This is a genomic window from Aquimarina algicola (assembly GCF_006443095.1).
In the GTDB taxonomy this organism is placed as follows: domain Bacteria; phylum Bacteroidota; class Bacteroidia; order Flavobacteriales; family Flavobacteriaceae; genus Aquimarina; species Aquimarina algicola.
The window spans coordinates 84,436-102,121 of sequence record NZ_VFWZ01000003.1 but is presented as its reverse complement, the minus strand read 5'-3'; the positions used below and the strand labels follow the sequence as shown (position 1 = coordinate 102,121).

Annotated in this window: 13 protein-coding genes and 1 pseudogene; all 14 read right to left on the bottom strand. The window is 32.5% G+C overall.

Annotated elements, in window-relative coordinates:
• Positions 1–127: 127 nt before the first annotated feature.
• Positions 128–796, bottom strand: a complete 669-nt coding sequence (locus FHK87_RS11310; protein ID WP_140592855.1) for a hypothetical protein — start codon at positions 794–796, stop codon at positions 128–130.
• Positions 797–878: 82 nt separating this feature from the next.
• Positions 879–1,427, bottom strand: a complete 549-nt coding sequence (locus FHK87_RS11305; RefSeq protein WP_140592852.1) for a hypothetical protein — start codon at positions 1,425–1,427, stop codon at positions 879–881.
• Positions 1,428–1,485: 58 nt separating this feature from the next.
• A complete protein-coding gene (locus FHK87_RS11300) occupies positions 1,486–2,442 on the bottom strand; it encodes an alpha/beta hydrolase family protein (RefSeq protein WP_226294208.1) in 957 nt (318 codons plus the stop codon).
• A gap of 91 nt (positions 2,443–2,533) precedes the next feature.
• On the bottom strand, positions 2,534–3,544 hold the full coding sequence (locus tag FHK87_RS11295) for a hypothetical protein (RefSeq protein WP_140592847.1): 1,011 nt from the start codon (positions 3,542–3,544) through the stop codon (positions 2,534–2,536).
• 87 nt (positions 3,545–3,631) lie between these two features.
• The gene (locus FHK87_RS11290; RefSeq protein WP_140592845.1) at positions 3,632–4,264 is read right to left on the bottom strand and encodes a DUF998 domain-containing protein; all 633 of its coding nucleotides are present in this window, start codon (positions 4,262–4,264) and stop codon (positions 3,632–3,634) included.
• Between the two features lie 287 nt (positions 4,265–4,551).
• Positions 4,552–5,964, bottom strand: a complete 1,413-nt coding sequence (locus FHK87_RS11285; protein WP_140592842.1) for an SH3 domain-containing protein — start codon at positions 5,962–5,964, stop codon at positions 4,552–4,554.
• A 16-nt stretch (positions 5,965–5,980) separates the two neighbouring features.
• Complete coding sequence (locus FHK87_RS11280; RefSeq protein WP_140592840.1) at positions 5,981–7,765, bottom strand: hypothetical protein; 1,785 nt, start codon at positions 7,763–7,765, stop codon at positions 5,981–5,983.
• Positions 7,766–8,034: 269 nt separating this feature from the next.
• Positions 8,035–8,859 (bottom strand): hypothetical protein, encoded by an 825-nt coding sequence (locus FHK87_RS11275; protein WP_140592837.1) that lies wholly within the window; start codon positions 8,857–8,859, stop codon positions 8,035–8,037.
• On the bottom strand, positions 8,856–9,935 hold the full coding sequence (locus FHK87_RS26220) for a glycoside hydrolase family 24 protein (RefSeq protein WP_226294207.1): 1,080 nt from the start codon (positions 9,933–9,935) through the stop codon (positions 8,856–8,858). Before FHK87_RS26220 ends, FHK87_RS11275 begins: the two co-directional genes overlap by 4 nt.
• Before the next feature lie 133 nt (positions 9,936–10,068).
• The gene (locus FHK87_RS11265; RefSeq protein ID WP_140592834.1) at positions 10,069–10,659 is read right to left on the bottom strand and encodes a hypothetical protein; all 591 of its coding nucleotides are present in this window, start codon (positions 10,657–10,659) and stop codon (positions 10,069–10,071) included.
• A 191-nt stretch (positions 10,660–10,850) separates the two neighbouring features.
• On the bottom strand, positions 10,851–11,462 hold the full coding sequence (locus FHK87_RS11260) for a hypothetical protein (RefSeq protein ID WP_140592831.1): 612 nt from the start codon (positions 11,460–11,462) through the stop codon (positions 10,851–10,853).
• Positions 11,463–11,478: 16 nt separating this feature from the next.
• Positions 11,479–14,634, bottom strand: coding sequence for a M23 family metallopeptidase (locus FHK87_RS11255; protein ID WP_140592829.1), 3,156 nt, complete (start codon positions 14,632–14,634; stop codon positions 11,479–11,481).
• Between the two features lie 201 nt (positions 14,635–14,835).
• Positions 14,836–15,132 (bottom strand): annotated as a pseudogene (locus FHK87_RS26215) (PAAR domain-containing protein); the annotation flags it as partial.
• A gap of 6 nt (positions 15,133–15,138) precedes the next feature.
• The gene (locus FHK87_RS11245) at positions 15,139–16,977 is read right to left on the bottom strand and encodes a type VI secretion system Vgr family protein (RefSeq protein ID WP_140592827.1); all 1,839 of its coding nucleotides are present in this window, start codon (positions 16,975–16,977) and stop codon (positions 15,139–15,141) included.
• Positions 16,978–17,686 lie beyond the last annotated feature (709 nt).

Here is a 17,686-nt window from a genome sequence, read left to right as displayed (position 1 = left end):
TATGAGATGATTACACACTATTGATTCGTCAAAATTATTGATTTATAATTTTTCTTCTTTGCTCAAGATCAATTTCCATTGGTTTTTTGCAGTTTTCTTATATTTTGTTATACCTATCATGCAACATTTAATTTACCTTAAATGTTTGTTCGATTCGTTTCATCGTGCTTGATGATTCTTTACTGTTCTTTTTGGCGTCTGATAAAGAATCTTGAAATACTAATAGGCTTTTGTTTCCGCTATTGTCAATTATCTCCATAACATTGAGTTCGAGGTAAACCCCGGAAAGCTTAACCAAGAGTTGTATTCCGTTCAATTCTGAATGATTTAATTTTTTGAAAATCTCTTTTGTTGTACAGTTTGATGGCCCGAATTGCTCTACCATTTTATCAACATATGTTTTTACATCCATCTCGATAAGTGGCCGTATCACCATAATCTTAAAGTCGTTACCGGATAGTGTCCATATATCATTAGTTTTTGATAGATCAGCTTCAAAAGAATACGTTCTTGGATATTCAAATTCAATATTATTATGAGGAAACAATTTCCAATCATAAACTTTGATTTTGATTTCTGAATCTTGGGGTACTCCGTTCCATTTTTTAGGTTGATTTTCTATGAAGTATTGTGTCCCATTTTTAGAAACGAGCTCAAATACTAAGGGAGGTTCTTCATCTTTAGATACATTGATTTCAAAGTCTTTAAATTTAATTTGTGATTCTTTTTTTTGTGTACAAGAGATGATGATCAGTAAAAAAAGAAAAATGATGATACTTGTAGAGGTGTTTTTCATAATGTTTGTTAAGATGTCTAGTTTTCAGTAATATAGCTTAAAATAAAAACTCTTTTTTTATCTATGGTATATGGTATAATGTTTATTTTTTTAAATAATCTTTTACGTCTTCAAAATCTGTTTTGAGCATATTGATTCGCCTCGTTTCAAAGTATGTTATATATTCTTCTCTACTTCTATAAACAGCGGTTTTGAAACTTTCATAATGTTTTATACAATCTAAAATCTCATTACTTTCTTCTGATGGATTTTCCTTTAGGTATTTTTTGGTTCGTTCTTTATCAAGACCAAATATCAATTCGGTATCGATAGCACATTGTAGATCGGTTCCTGCTCCAAATTTGATATTAAATAAATCATAAATATCACTCATATCCATGATTTTATAGATCATATAGGCACATACTTGAAGCGTTTCTGTAGGGAGTTCGATTTCTATTCCTTTCATTTCTTCGTTGATAAGCCATTTGATCAATGCTTTGTGAGTGCTATCAAAATCGTTATATAATTCAAAGATAAGTTCACTTCTATCCCAGTATGTATCGTCCCATTGATTATTTTTTTGATATTTAAATTTTTTTAAAACAGCACTGTCTTCGGTTTTTATATACGTATTGATGATGTCTCTCATATTGTATTTAGAATGTATTGTGATTAGTGTATATACCTACAAATCCTTGTAACTGGTTTTATCTTCCATGCAGCTCCATATTGGGTAATTCATCCCCTTCTTTGAGGTAATGGTCAAAGAAACTTTTTGTTTGAGCAAAAAAATCACTTCTAAATTCACTTAATCGATGGTCTGCTCCCTCAAATAACATATAGCGTACAGGATGTTTGTGTTTATAAAGCTCTTGTACCAGTTCTAATGATTCTGAAGCGGTGACGCGCCAATCTGAACTGCCATGCATGATAAGAATAGGGGTTGTTTTGCACATTTGATCTGCCCAAAAGACTGCAGACCTTGCTTTAAGTTCTTTTTCTTTGTTATTGTAATAATCGGGGATATACTTTGCATAGACATTTTCTTCAAAATCCGGCCTGTTGATCAAGTGTGTAAATGCATTTGCAGAACCTGCAAGAACTGAAGCAGCTTTGAATGTACAAGATTTTTTGAGTGCGAGATATGTCATCATACCCCCTCGGCTTGCTCCTTCTATACCTATTCTTGTGGTATCAGCATTATCTATTTCGGTAAGGGTATTGACTAGACTGAGTACATCATTTATATCCTTGCCACCAATTTCATCTTGCCCCTCACTGCCATCATTACCACGATATTGACTCGCTACTACAACATATCCCCAGCTTGCTAATTTTCCTAAAAAATAGCCAACTCCTATTTCATTCCATTTGCCAAATTCTCCTGATCCCCCTCGATTAGAAATGATACAAGGAAAATTTCCTGTACCACGGGGTTTGGCAATAAACCCTTTGATTTTGAGATCGTCAGATAAATAAGTAATACGATAGAATTCAATTTTTTTGAGGACCAATGCCAATTCTGAATCTGCTTTTTGAATTTTTTCGATAGTAGTCTCGCTTAGCGTCATTCTCTCCTTTTCTATGATTTTGCCATCTTGTGCATAAGCAAAATAATGCCCAAAGCAGCATACATATACAATTGTTAGTATCCTAAGTTTCATAAGTGTTGTGTTTTGCATCCTCTATAGTGGTTTTGATATGTGATTTTTGTTTTTGGGAGAGAGGTATATGCTAATATACAACACATATTGGTTAGTTGTTTTTTTCTTTTATTTCTGTCAAAAGGGCTATTACCAAGGAGTCTGCGTCAATACTATTAGTGTAGAACTGTTCGTTGATTTCTCTAAATTGAGGAGTATTATACTTAGAGAAAATATTATTTACATCCATTACCATCTCATGATCGATCCCCAGTTTGGATAGTTCATCCATAGTTGCTCTTCCACAAAGATAGAACATGCTTGCGTGCCATAAGTTTCTGGGAAATTCAATTTTCATCTCTTCACTTTTATAATAAAAATCATCTCTTATCTTACTTTCTCCATATAGATATAGTAAGTGCGAACCTTCGTGAAGTATGGTTTCTACAAAAGTGCTTGTAACCTTAGACGGGTCTGTTGTAGATAAGACGATGTTCATTTTGGGTTTAGAAGTCGTGTAAGCTCCCGCCCAATTGGCATAGGTTGTAATATCAACTCTTACTTTTGTAGTATCCGGCCATTGGTTTAGAGACAGTCTTTCCATTTTATGAATAACTTCTTCTTCTATTGTATCTATAGTCTCAATATGTTTTTCTAAGGTTGATGTATTATGTGCTTTATGTATCTCCCAGAAGTACTTTTGATAGATAGGAGAGACTTTATTGAGTATTTCTGTGAATTTCTCACCAAAAGCAGTGTCAGTTATTGTTTTGAATTCTTTTTTTTCTTGCAACCAGATTCTATGATGGTTCAGATCTCGCCTAAGATTTTTTGTAATTAGGCTGTCTTTGTAGTATTTGATTGCCTGATTTAAGATTTCTTTTTCGTTCTTAGATAGTTGTGCTTCGACATTAGTTTCGCCTATTTCTATAAACGTTAAGCCATCTTCTTCTAATTTTTTCTGTTGACTACCATCTGCTCTTTGATATAGGAAATGATGAAGATTGACCCAATAGTTAATATTAAATTCAAAATAGTCTGTAGTATAAGCAGTATCAGCTTTTGGACTTTTGTTACAAGAAACCATGCTGATTATCATGAATATTAGGATATTGTATTTCATATTGACTGTTTTAACGATGACTATTATTGTAGGTATAAATTATCTTGGCATAGCTATTATGATATTTGAGTATATGGATTTCATTTTTTAGGGTGTTGGTAAGGATTCGTTTTTTATCTCTGTTCTTGGTCGTTTATATAACTTGTAAGCATTAAATAATACCCATATAAAGTAGAAAGCGAACACTATTCTTTGTCCAGCGGCAGGAATATTTGGAAAAATAAATGCCCAACTCCCAAATAAGATGGTTAACCATGTAAACGTCAAGGTTGGTTTAATGGCTTTTTTCCAATACGTCGATGTTTTCATCAATTTGGGATAAGTAAATGCTCCAATTAGAAAAAAAATATAGCTTCCAAAACTCCCTAATGTATGAAGAAGCATTGTTAATGATTCTTTGTTGTCAAAATCACCTGGGAATATTCCTGAAAAAGACATAAATAACCCGCTCAATACTATTCCGATTAAGGGAAGTTTACTTGAGTTTTTTGATGCTAAATTCTTGTGTAGCCCAAATCCAAAAATAGCAATTAGCATACCTGGGATTATATACCCTACGATATTCCAATACCACTTATTCGGAGCATCAACAGAGCCAAGTTCACTAATAGCTTTTGATAGATAACTATATTTTGGTCTTTGATTTGCCATGATAAAATATGTTATCCAGAATATTCCAACTGCAAGAAAACCTATTATCGAATAATGTTTGTTTTTCATCTCATTATTTTACTATTGTAGTTTTGTTGTCTAATGATCATTAACAAATTAGTTAAGAACACATTATACCCTTTATACTGCATATGTGCCTATTTACAAATCTAGCAGAATTTTTGATGAACTTAAAATTACGTATTATTCTATATACGATCTGTTGTTATACTTCTGTGTATTGGTAAGGTGTGAAGGTGAGTAGACGAAATAGGGGAGGTAAAAGATAAAAATATAGTAAATTTTTATGAATATAAAGTTTTTTGATAGTTTTTGGTTTTTTGAAAATCAAAGATTTAATAGTATTCAAACTCTTGTTTGTATATTTTATATAATCTACCATTTCTGAAAATTTGTTTTTCTGTCCAATTTCCGTTTTTGTCAAAAATATATTTAAATTCTCTTGTAGTTTGGATCGTTTTTAGATCATTATCATATTCAATATGCTTTATTAGCCTGTTGTTATAGTCATAATAATACTCGTTTCTACTTATTTCTTTAAAATCGCTATAGTATGTATGATATATTTCATTAGAATAATTTGGTTTACGGCTAATATCTTCTATTAATAATTCTTGATATTCTTGTTTGTAATATATTTCTTTGTATAACTTAACTGAAGTCAGTTCACCATTTTGGTACTCTTTAACTGTTCTTTCATTATAGCTTCCACTACCACCAGAAAACGAAAAAGAAGGTAATTGACTATCAGCAGAAGCATAGGTGATTTTCTTTATTAACTTGTGTTTTGGATCAAACATTTTTTCTTCGGAGGTGAATACATTACTTTTATTAAAGGGTTTATCTTTAAGATTGTATTCTACATATTTTTCAGAAATGAATCCTAAAGAATCAGTTATTATTCTTTCTCCATTTAGCTTTTTATTCTCTTCATAATCTATTCTATATTCTTTTGCTAAAATTGTATCATTTAAATATTCATATAAATACATAACTTTTGACTTTCCATCATTATAATTGTGAGTTGCTTTAGTACGTTTATTTGCATTATTATAGCTGTAATAAGACTTGTCGGTTGTCTTTTTTTTATAATTATAATACTCAGAAGACGTTTTATTCCCTTTTTTATCATAAGTTTTTGAAGTCTTAGTTTCAGGTGTTTTGTCTTCATCAAATTGAATTCTTTCTATTTCGTTGCCCTTTTTGTCATATTTGTATTTATATAGGGTATTATATTGGTATCTTGAAATTAATAGATTTTTTTTGTTGTAAATATATTCCTCATCGAGCTCCCAGCCTTTATCATATTCATAGACCTGAGTTTTTTTGCCAAGTTTGTTAAAATGAGCATGCTCATTATATTTTATTTTTTCTTTATTGTCAGCATAGTAGTAGTAGGTTTTTAAAGATTTTACAGGGCCGTATAATCTATAATAGTTTGTGTCGTATGATCTTTTGGTAAAACCATCAAAAACATATCCATTTATAGTATCATTTTTTACAGGAACCCAATTTCCAATAATTTTATAACCTTGATCAGTAATTGTATCTGATCTATCGACACTTATTTCATCCACTTCAAAATGATAACCATAAGGTAATTTTCCTAGTCGTTTACTATTACTTGTTGGGCTTACTCTAATAATTAGACCATTTATTGCTTTAACCGTATAGTGTCGTTGTGAAAAAGATGTAGAACAAAAAAGTATTATAAAAATTATAATTAATGTTTTGAGATGTTTTTTCATAAAAGATTTAATAATATTAATTCTTATATTTATTCATACCAACTTGTATATTTTTTAAAATTCTGTAAACTACGTCTATATTATTTTCTTTGTGTCGTCTGGCCCAAAAAGAATACAGGTTAAAATATCCGTTCATTCCTGAAACATAATCCTTGAATTTTGTTTGATAAATATCTTCATCTAAACTATTTAATTGGTCTAATAATTCATTAATTTCTTTTTCTTTATTAAAATACCCATTTTCAGAAAGATCATATAATTCTTCTAATAGATAATAGTCTGCCGCCTTATCAATTGTATTATAAGTTTTAATTAAAGCATCTAAATATAGGTTAATTCTTGATTTTTTATAAATATCATTTTTATGTAATTCAGAAACAATCACGTCAATAATATCTTCAGAAAAAAAAGAGTCCATGAAATCAGCATCTCTCCAATTATCTTTATCAAAGGGGTGAGTTTGTTTTAAATTAAACCAATTATTGGTTAAACTTCGTAATACATTGTTTTCTTCACTCAAATCGAATGTTTTTTTAACTTTATATATTAAACTTGATGCATTATATGCATTTGTATTTTTATTAAGTTTCTTATCATAAAATTTATCTGTTGGTTCACATACCATGATTTTATTATTTTCTACATAAGTAATGTACTTTTTATTTATAAAAAATGGTTGTATAGCTTCGTGCTCTGGAACAATTTTAACAACTCTTTTGTTATTTATATCTGCTTCCCAAATACATCTATAGTCAAAACCACTATTGTCAAAGTAGAGTTTATTATCTGTTTTGTGCCAGCACATACTACCAAAAAAGACATCTCTTTCATTATCGATATCTGTAACTACGCCTTCTGTCATGGGGTTAAAAAAAGAAGAGAAATCAAATTCTACTTTTGGTAATTGATAAAGAGAATCATTTAGCGATTTACTGTTATATAACTTTTTCAAGGTTTTATCGAAATCAGGAATATGACTAAAATTAATGCTATAATTATGAGTCCAAGCAATAACAGAATTTTGAGGATTTATTAATGCTCTAAAGGTACTTCGACAAAAAAAAGATTTATCAGAAGTTATTTTGTCTTCAATTATCTGAGCTTCTTTTTTGGAGCCTATTTTATAAGCATAATAATCTCTTTTACTTATTAATTGATACATTGAATCATCTGAGTCAATAGGGGTATTTTCTTTAAAATAATAAAGTGTATCATTTTTAATAATCAAGTTATCTAATTGCCTTAGCATAAAAGAAGTTAGGTGAATTTCTGGAGTAGCTTCATTTACAAAACCTACTTTAGGAGAAGGTAAATTAAATGAATCAATAATATGAATTTCATTGTTATATAATTCGTAAATATTGGCAATAGGGCTTTTTCCTTCTACTATAGCCGAATTTATACCTATAAAATAAAACCTTGTTTTGTAATCAAAATTACTTACCCTGACATTATAAAGCTTTTCATTTTTTTTATTTGAAGTGTAGTAAGTTCCTCTTTGCCAATATTGATCATTAATGGTATCAGTATATACTATTCTCTCAATGCTTTCTAGTAAATTACTTGTTAAAGATATATTAGATGTATTATAGGTCTTTATTATAGAATCAATTTTTCCTGATAATTGTTCTTTTTCAATTGCAATTTCGTTTATATCCTGTTTAGAACTGTCAATCAAATTGTTGTTACTAGATGACTGTTCGATATCTGGATTTTGCAGTTTCTTATTTCTTGTGTTTTCAGGTTTAGAATTACAAGAAATTAGTAGAGAAATTATCAGTAAAAATTTAAAAATTTTCATTATTAATTTGATTTGTTATAATACATTGCAAATATCAGATAAGATTTTGATTCTTTTTTATCACCTTACAGGTAACTACTTTAGTAGTTGGCTCTGATTTTTTCCTTTAAAATTTACAGAAATACATAGAGGTATGAATAATATTAGTTTTCGAATTTTAGAGTTCAATCAGCTCTATGTTAGAAAGTTTATATTTTTTGATGTTTCTATCATTTTTGTATTAGCTTCTGCTAGTTTAGGTAATATTATTGATATTGAGCTTACCTATTTTATTCTTCTTCTTTTAGCTTTACTTCTTTACCATCTTCGATAAGAGGACTGATAGCATAAAAATCATCTCCTTTTTTATATATTCTCATCAAAGGTTTGCTTATATCTCCTGTGTACTCTTTTATTCCCGTATTCTTCTTATAGTAAAGTTCTACATCATTTTGAGACTTTTTTTGTAATAATTCATATTCAAATGAATCATTATGAGAGTCCATATTAATAACAACAATATCATTGTCAATATATTCTATTCGGTAAATAAGTGCAGTTCTTGGGTTTTCTGGCTTCGTTCGATATTTAAAAAGATAATAAGTGAATTCATCTTCGTTTATAGAGGTACTTTCATTAAAGTCAGTAGGAATTGTGTATTGGTCATTAGTAAGCTCCGTTATTATAAATGAATTACCTCTTGAGACAATTTTAACATCAGTAAGTACTTCTTTACTCATATTGATAAATGAAACCCTATAAATATCTGTATTTTTTGTTTTTGAAACTTTTAAAGTATTTAAATCAAATTTATCATAATCTTGAGCATCTATAATTGCATTGTAATCTAATTTATTTAGAACCTTAATTAATTCTTCAGATAAATACTCCCTAAGCACACATGTGTTGGTATGCTCATTTAAATCTCTCAAATACTTTGTGTAAAAACTTTTTATAAAATCAATTTGATCAGTTTTAGAAAGCTGTCCTTTTATTTCCTCTTTTACAATTGAAGTACTATCGGAAAATCCATTATCATTTTTTTGATTCCCTTTGCAGGAAATTATGAAAAAAGCAAAAAAATGAACGATTAAAAGTTTAAAATATATATTCATTCCCATCTGTAAGTTTTATAGTTTGGTTTTGCTTTCCTGTAGGCTCTGCCAGGATAGAAATAGTTTTGAATAAAATCGGACACCCAGTTTTCACCATTATAAATCTGTATATGACCAGCTTTGTGTCCTGAAAAAGATTCTATAACAACTATGTCTCCTTTTTTATAATCTTCATTAGATACTTCAACAAATCCCTTGTGAAGTAGAAATGGTCCATAATTACAAGCATAATTAGGCCTCTGTTCAATTTCATTTGGGCCCCATGTTTTCATCCCTCCATCTTCTAATGCCCATCGTACATATTTTGCGCAATATCCGACAGCTATGTCCATAGCACCAGCTCTTTTATTTAGCCCTTCAAGTACTTTATTTAAATCAAGTCCTTCCTTTTTATTTTCTATTAGTTCTTGTGGTTCAGGTTCTTTAATTCCAAACCTTTTCAAAAAGCCAGGTTCCAAATGTAAATCAGATTGCCCATCTAATTCTTCTGCAAGAAATTTATTATACGATTTTAATTGCTTTATTCTAGCTTCATGTATCAATTCCTGACGTTCTTTCTTATCTTTTGCATGTTTAGCTGGTCCTTGGTTTTCAAACCTTCCTGGAGTTAAACTAGCCCATATATGCGCTGCATGTTCTTCTATAGCCTGAGTAACAAAACCATTCAACAATTTATCTAACAAACCAGGTTTTGCATGTATTAACAAAGCAATACAAAACTCATCTTGAGATTTTGGTGAGAAATCTTTAATTCCATACTTTTTGACAAAGTTTCTGTTTTCATTTCTTTTCTCTGTCTTTTTATAATCCTTAACGACCCATCCATTATAATCCCACCAAACGTATTGCATTATTTGATAAGCCCCAGCTGCTGAACTATACATTTTAGTTCCGTCTTTTTTCGTGTACCAATAAATAGGTTTTTCGGGATGTGTGGTTGTGTCTGTAAATTGACTGCCTCCAAATAGTGTTGTATATCCTTCTTCTCCCGGTACTCCTTCAAATTCTTTAACCAATCTCATAAAGGCTCTTATCATAGCCTCCGGATTACTATCTGCTTTGCTCTTCGGGAACATCAAGTTCATTTGATTGATAAAGGCAATCGGATGAAAATGAAATACCTCTGGTGATGCAGGAAAAACACGTTCTGGTGTTGTGGGTGTTTCTTTTTTGTTTTCTGCCGGTGGTGTAGGGGATTAATCATGGACCCTAGTAATCTGAAATAATGGAAATACCATCTGTAGGGATTTCGAAAATTTTACCTGTTTCTTTATCTGCACGATATACCTTATTTACTTCCGTAATTATTTCTTCATCTTCTTCAATGTAAGGTGCAAAGGCAAATAATTCTTTGTCTATTTTACCGTTCAATTGTACACCATCACTATATAAAATCAAATTTTCAGATATTGTTAAATCCTCTACATCTATATAATCGATAACTATATTACTATTCAGCAATACAATAAACTTTATACCTTTCTTAATACTCGTCCCCTCTTTCCTATTTCGTTCAAAAATATCTAATGTTGCTAGTCCATATTCTTTGAAATCCTGATTTTCATTCCCAAAATTATCATAAATACTCCAACTACCATGATTATCATATTTTTTAAACTCTTCAATTTCATGTAAATATTGGTTATATGATTTTCCAATGGCAGATTTTATCTTAATAGTGTCTTTTTGCTGTGTTATTGCTTCTTTAGTTTCTGCTATGAGACTAGATTTATTTTTATTCTCAATCTTACACGCTAATAAAAAAAGTACTATTAATAAATATTTTGATATATGTTTCATAAGGTAATTGCGGTACTTTATCAAAACTTACACCAAAATGTAAGTGATTCATTTTTTTATCTTGATAATAGTTGCCTGTAGAGCCAGTATTTTTAGATATTTCTATTATTTTTGATTTAATATAGGAACCTACTCTTCCTTACATTTATACAAATAAAATCATTTAAAGATTACGGAAAAGACAAAGACAATTAAAATCCGTAATCTCCATTTTCTGCTTTCATACCCTTTGATGGGACTTCAAAGATTTTACCTGTTTCCTTGTCTGCTCTAAAAGCTTTATAAATATCTGTAACAAATTGTTCGCCACTATCATCATATCTTACGTATGCAAATATTTCTCGGTCTATTTCGTCATTTAACCAAACTTCATCACTTAAAAAATAATCTTTTGGAATATCAATTTTTTCAACATCTATGTAATCAATTACCACTTTATTATTGACCATGACAACGTACTTTGTTCCTTTTCGTATACTCGTTCCTTCTTCTTTGTTTTCTTCAAAGATATCTAAAGTCGACAAAATGTAACCTGAATACTTAGATGTATCATCCTGATAATCAGTTACACTCCATCCCCCTCTACTAGTAAATTTTTTAAACTCTTCAATTTCATGTAAATACTTGTTATACGATTTTCCTATGGCAGACTTTTTTCTAACAGTATCTTTTTGCTGTTGAACAACTTCTTTTTCAGAAGAAGTAGATATAATATTCTCAGAAGTATTTGCTATTTTTTTTGTCTCAACCTTACAAGATGAAACAATGAATAAAAATATTATAGTTTTAAAGAAATATTTCATGATATTTAAATTTTAATTACCATTCTGAACTTGGGATATATCCATCTTGCTTACTCATCGAGTCTCCCTCCTCATCATTAATTATATATTCTTTTAATATTTGTGCTGGTTCAAGTTCTTTAATTTTTTTGGTTACAGGATCTTTTTCAGTTGCATCGTACATTGCTAAATGTAAATGAGCCGTATTACGATGTTGTACTGCATTACCCGTCATCCCCACATAACCAACAATATCGCCTTTTTTAGGTAAGTCATCTTTGCTAACTCCTTCGTAATTTTTTTTGGCTATATCTAAATCTACTACCATTTTGTCAATAGTTAGTGTATTGGCGGCAGGGGCATAAGTTACTTCAAATATAGCATTCTTTTCTAGACTACCATTGGTATGTTTAAGTTGAATCTTTTTAGTATTTATACAAGATTCATAGGTATGATATTCTTCTGATTTTCCCATTACACCTCCTAAACAGAATTTCTTGTCAAGAAATTCTATCATATGACAGTATACCACTACATGTGTTTTGTCTTTATATTTTATATTAAAATTTAAATCAAAACCTCCTGCTTTTCTTTCTCTAAATCTGTGTCTAGTAACTTTAGTAAAATCTTGACAAGCATATATAGGAGTACCTACAGGAGCATAGATATCCAACCCATGATGCATTCTTGGTTTACCATTTCTAAGACGGCGTTTTATAGCCCTACTACGATCTGTATCCCAGCCTTTATGCTCACTATGAATACCTAATTGTCCTATATAATGCCCTCTAACTTGTGGGTTAACAATAGGATCATACCATTCCCCATGATCTGGGTCATAAGGGTTGGTAATCTTTTTCATATGATTAATAAAGCTAATAGGATGAAAATGCCATACTTCTGGGTTGGGTGGGATCATTCTGGGTTTTGCCGGTGCTTCTAGCAACGATGCTGGTGATGCCAAGGGCTTGGGCGGCATAGGTCCCATTACTTCAGCAGTATCGTCTTTGGGTTCTTCTTTAAACTCTCCTGCCTTGAGTTCTTTCCAAAAACACAGGTTTTTGATACGCTCTTTGAGTGCATTTATCTTTTCTTGCTTTTTGGCGGCATCTACATCTTGTATGTCAAAAAACTGTTTGGTTTCTCTTTCGATCTCACCAGAGGTGTATGCCCATTCGCTCTTATGTTTGCAAACCAGTTTGCTAAACTTGGTTACGTTATCGATTTTTCTATAAGCGGTACGCCACTCGTTATGATCTAATACTTTGTCTTGATTGGCATCTACTTTGCCCCAAATGGTTTCTATAAATGGGGTAGTACTAGTGGCATTGCGTATCTCTGCTACGCTGTACACAAACTCGTTACCTGCCTCTAGGGGTTCAAAACCAAAGATTGTCCAATCAAAGGCAGAGACTTGTTCTAGTTGTGCATCATCCTGCGCAATCCACCCTTTTTTTTCTTCTTGCTCCTCTTTACAAATGATATAACACCATTTTTTGTCTTTGGGATTGGTGACGTGTTTGGTTTTTCTGATCAGTAAGAGATGTTCTTGTGATAGGGTTACTTCTTCTGTTTCGTCTTCTATGGGTTGGATCAGGTAATATTCGCTTACATCGGTACGCAGTCTTACGGTTTCGGTTACCCGGGGGGTGATGAGCTCAGGTTCTGTAGCAGTTTCGGTTTCGGTTGTGGTCTCTGTAGTGGTGCCGGCAAGGTCTTCTTTGACCCCATCGATAACAAATGATCGTGGTTTGATAGAGGCTATGGGTTGTAATGCTTCTTGTTTGGTAGCATCGAGATCAATCCAAATGCTTTTTCCCTTGGCTTTGGGGTCAAATCGTACAATCCTGTTTTTTTTGTCTGCCCACTTTTTGTCTTTTTCTTCGGGGTCTGATTTTACAAAATACAAGGTATCACCATTAGACAAGATGTTATTAAAAGCAGTATTTACAGTTGCAAATGCATCACCTTTTTTGATTCCATAACTATTGATTTTATTTTTATGGTCGATCAGGTCTTTGTATTGTACTGTTGTTTCTACAGATTGTGGCTCTACTTTACAATAATTACCACTAATAGCAAGGATTTTTACAGGGGTATTTTTCTTTATTGTAGTATCAAACTTCAGGTTTTTCTTTAGCGATGTGCCTGCTGCTATCTTATAGTAATGTTTCTTTTTCTCCCCGTCTTTGCCTTCATCATTAAGCAAGCCTTCTGGATTCTTGTGGCTAAAGATTTCTATATGAGCGGTTCTATATGTAGGTTGTCGTTCGGCATTATATTTTCCGGTATATCCCAACAAAGTTCCAGCTTTGATCGCTAAATCATAGTTTTTTACCTTATTAAGCACGACATCGTCTTTGATCTCGTTGTATTTAGATACGTCGTTTTTATGTACGTATTCGTCTTTGCCTTTGAGCTTATACCAGTTACCTTGTGTTTTTTCTACTTTGATCTCTTGGTCTTTGTTGATCATGCGTACAAAAGTTCCGTTGGGCTTGTCATAGACGTGCGCTCCTTGTTCTGAGTTTTTATCTGTGTGTATTTCTTTATAGATTGTGTATATACCATCTTTTAGTTTAGCATCTTGCTTGTATCGATACATCCACAGATTGGTATGTGTTTTTTTTGTCGCAGGGTCGGTATAGGAGACTTTTACATATTTTTTTCCTTTGGCAGTGTTGCTCCAGTGCGATTTTTTTTGTTCCTCTTCTGTTAGTTTGGCTACTTTTACGGTGTGGCCTTTTGGAATCACCATAAGGAATTTGTCATAAAGTTTTTCGTGCCCTCGAACTCTTATTCCCTTTTTATGATGTGCTGATTTTATTTTGTAAATGGGTTTGCCGTACAGATCGGGGATTTTGCCCTTCATTTCATTTTTGCTCATTAGGTGATGATACAGGCTGTAGAACGGATAGGTGAATCCCTCGGGGCTCTTGTACTCGTGCTGCATGAGCATAAAACCACTTGAATATTCATAGGTTTTACCATCAATTTTTTCTTTGATGTAGTCTTCTAGAATCCTATAGGCAATGATTCTACCATCAGCAATGGCTCTTATTTCTTTATCACCTTCGGCATGTAGTCCTCCATGCCAGGTGTTGTAATGGTTCACCGGGTATACTCCAAAGCTGTTGGTTTGCCCCAGTATATCTGCTACATTGTTTTGGATATATGGAAAAGATAATTTCATATAAGCATTAAATTACATACTAAATATATACTCTGGAGTGATCGTATTTTTCTTAGCCTCTTGCTTAAGCTCATCTTGCTTTTCTTTTGCTTCTTTCAACGATCTACCAGTCACTGATGCCAATACATTCAAGACAGGGCTAATCTTAGGAAAAGGGATTTCTTGCAAGGGCAGTATGGCTGTAGGTGCAGAAACTCCTGTGCCGATTAATACAGTAGTTTCTCCTACAGTGATAGCACCCCCGTGTGCAGTCATACTACCAACTGTGGCAGCAGGTTTACCACCGATCAATACCGTAGCTTCTCCCTGTGCTATCGTATCGGGTGGGCCGACACAGGTACAAAGGTCTCCTACTACAGCGGCAGGTTTGCCACCGATCAATACAGTAGGTACTCCCGGACCGGTTACAGGTCCTCCTACGTGTGGTATTGGAGGTACTCCCGGATTAAACATCGGGCAAGTGTGAATACTTCCTATTGTTGCTGCTGGTCCTGGCATAGTATATTAATTAAGTTTTACAATTGGTGCAGATACTTCTGTCATGGCTGTACCGGTTACTTTGGTTTGTGTACCGTTTACTTCTGCAGTGGTTAACCCTTCTACAATCGCTTTTTGTCCTTTTACCGTTGCATCAGACATAGCTTCTAGGGCTATAGCACCATTACTTTTTACTCCTGTGTCTCCTGTAGATTGTATTGCAACATTACCTTCTGCCAGCGCCGACAGATCTGCTTCTGCTGCAATATCTACATTTTGTTGCGCTCCTATATTGATGTTTTCTTCTGCTTGTATATTTATATTTTTGGCTGCGATATCAATGGTTTCTGTAGCGTTGATCACTAATGATTTTTCTTGAGTATTAAAGGTAATAATACTTCCTTCATTATCATAAATTTTTATGGTTTCTTCTCCATCAGTGTCATTTAATTCTACTGTATGTCCGCTGCGGGATCTAATAGCCTTGATATCATTGGTTTCAGTCTGCCAGGCGTCTGCTTTGTTGCTGCCGTTGTATAAGGCGCCCATCACAAAAGGCCGCTCGGCATTACCGCCTTCATACCCTATAATAACTTCTTCTCCCGTCTCTGGTATAAAATGTAATCCTTTTTCTGCTCCTGCATAAGGAGTCGACATTCGTAACCATGGGGTTTCGCCTCCCATTGGGATCTGCCAGTTGTATTGCACTTTTATACGACTCATGCCCTCGGGATCATTGGTGTCGATTACTCTTGCGATTTGGATCTCGCTTTTTGAGAGTGTAGAAATATCTGTAAGCGGATATACATCGATATCCATAGGTATTGCTGTAAAACTGTTTACATAATTACCATTTTCATCACAGGTATGGTCTACTTTTGTTATTCTATATCTACCAAAAGTGCCACTCTCATTTTGTATATCGATCACTTTGCCCAAACTTACGCTGGTATTACTGCTTTTTCCGGTAATGCTTACCTGTTTTTGTTCTATTATTTTCTTTTGTAACGTAATGGCAGTATCAAGACGTTGTTGCAATTGCTCGTCTTCGTAAGCGTAAAAAGGTATTTGTGTTTCGTTTTGAAACATATTTTCACTCACACTAGACGCAAAAACAGTATGCCCTTGCCCTTGAGAAGATACTGATGCCGTAGAGGCTTCTACAGCTTCGTCGCTAAGGTATTTATGAGTGTAATATTTAAATTTTCCCGACTCCGGTTGTAGTCCAAGGCTAAAATCTGTAAGATCGTATCCATAATTTAGTACAACATCATCGCCAAGGTCTGGTTTTCCGAAGTATAAGGTATCTCTTGCATATAATAAATATTCTCCTCGGGTGGCCGCCAACCTTTGCATGTATTGAAATCCACTTTCTTGATTTTGAACAGAGTACATAAGTGTGTCGTCGTTCTCCGGAGTAATATTTATATTTAATTTTGATTGATCATATATGCCTAGTACATTTTGTATCGCTTCTGATAGTGGTGTGTCTAAAGCAGAGCTCATATGTGGACCATCATCAATAATGATACTGCTACTCATACCATGAATATTAATGATGTCACCAACTCCGGCACCATCTTTACCTTTCTCACTATTGATATGTGTAACAATCCCTTTGAATTGTAAAGAGGTATATCCAAGGTCTCTACCATGATCGTCTACTTGTATGATACAATCCTGACCTAGAAAATTTTTGCTGTTTTCTAGTAATGAAGTTCCATTAAGCTCAGTTTCTAAAATGTCACCTCTTACAGCTATTTTAAAACTAGAATGCTCTCCTATATCCTCTTTTAAAGAAAAACTGTTTATAAATGGGATAACCTCACCTCCGATTGATACCTGAATTTCAGTTTGTAAAGCCATAGAATATATCTCGTTTTTTAGTTGATTGATTATTTGGTTTTTTACACTTATCTCTTTTACAATAAAAAAGTTAAGAGGAATATGAACGTAAACTTTATACAAGCATGCAAGTATAAAATTTTATTTTTTAATCGACAGGGGGTTTTCCCCCTGTTTCTCTACGAAAAAAATAAAAAACTCGTTAAAAGGTAATTATTTTTTTGATTTTAATAGGAATAAATTTTAAAATTCCTACAATTGTTTTCTTTTTCTTAAAGCAAATAATGCCTGCTTATTTTGTGTTAAAATATAAAGTTAAAAGTTGTTATTATTTTGTTATTCTTATACCACAATATCTTTGCCAAAATTAAATACAGCGTACAATATCTTGTTGTGTTTTTTAATTCATTATAATGGGGTTTATATACAGCTGTCAAACAATATGATAATAGGGGAGTAACCATAGAGGTTTTTTCAATCAGAGTATTTTTTATACTTAATAGAGTACTACATTTATAAGCTGTATTTACAACATTCAAAAATCTTACTTTTAGATTGATTTTTATAGGGTCAACTTCCCAAACCTAATGTTTTGTTGCTGAAAATACGGTTTGGGTTTCCCAAGCTTCTTTTGATATATCTTATTTTTATAACATAAGAGTATTGTCAGTCTGAGCTTGTTGAAGACACTTTTTAAAATGGTAAAATGAAAAACTTCGACAAGCTCAGT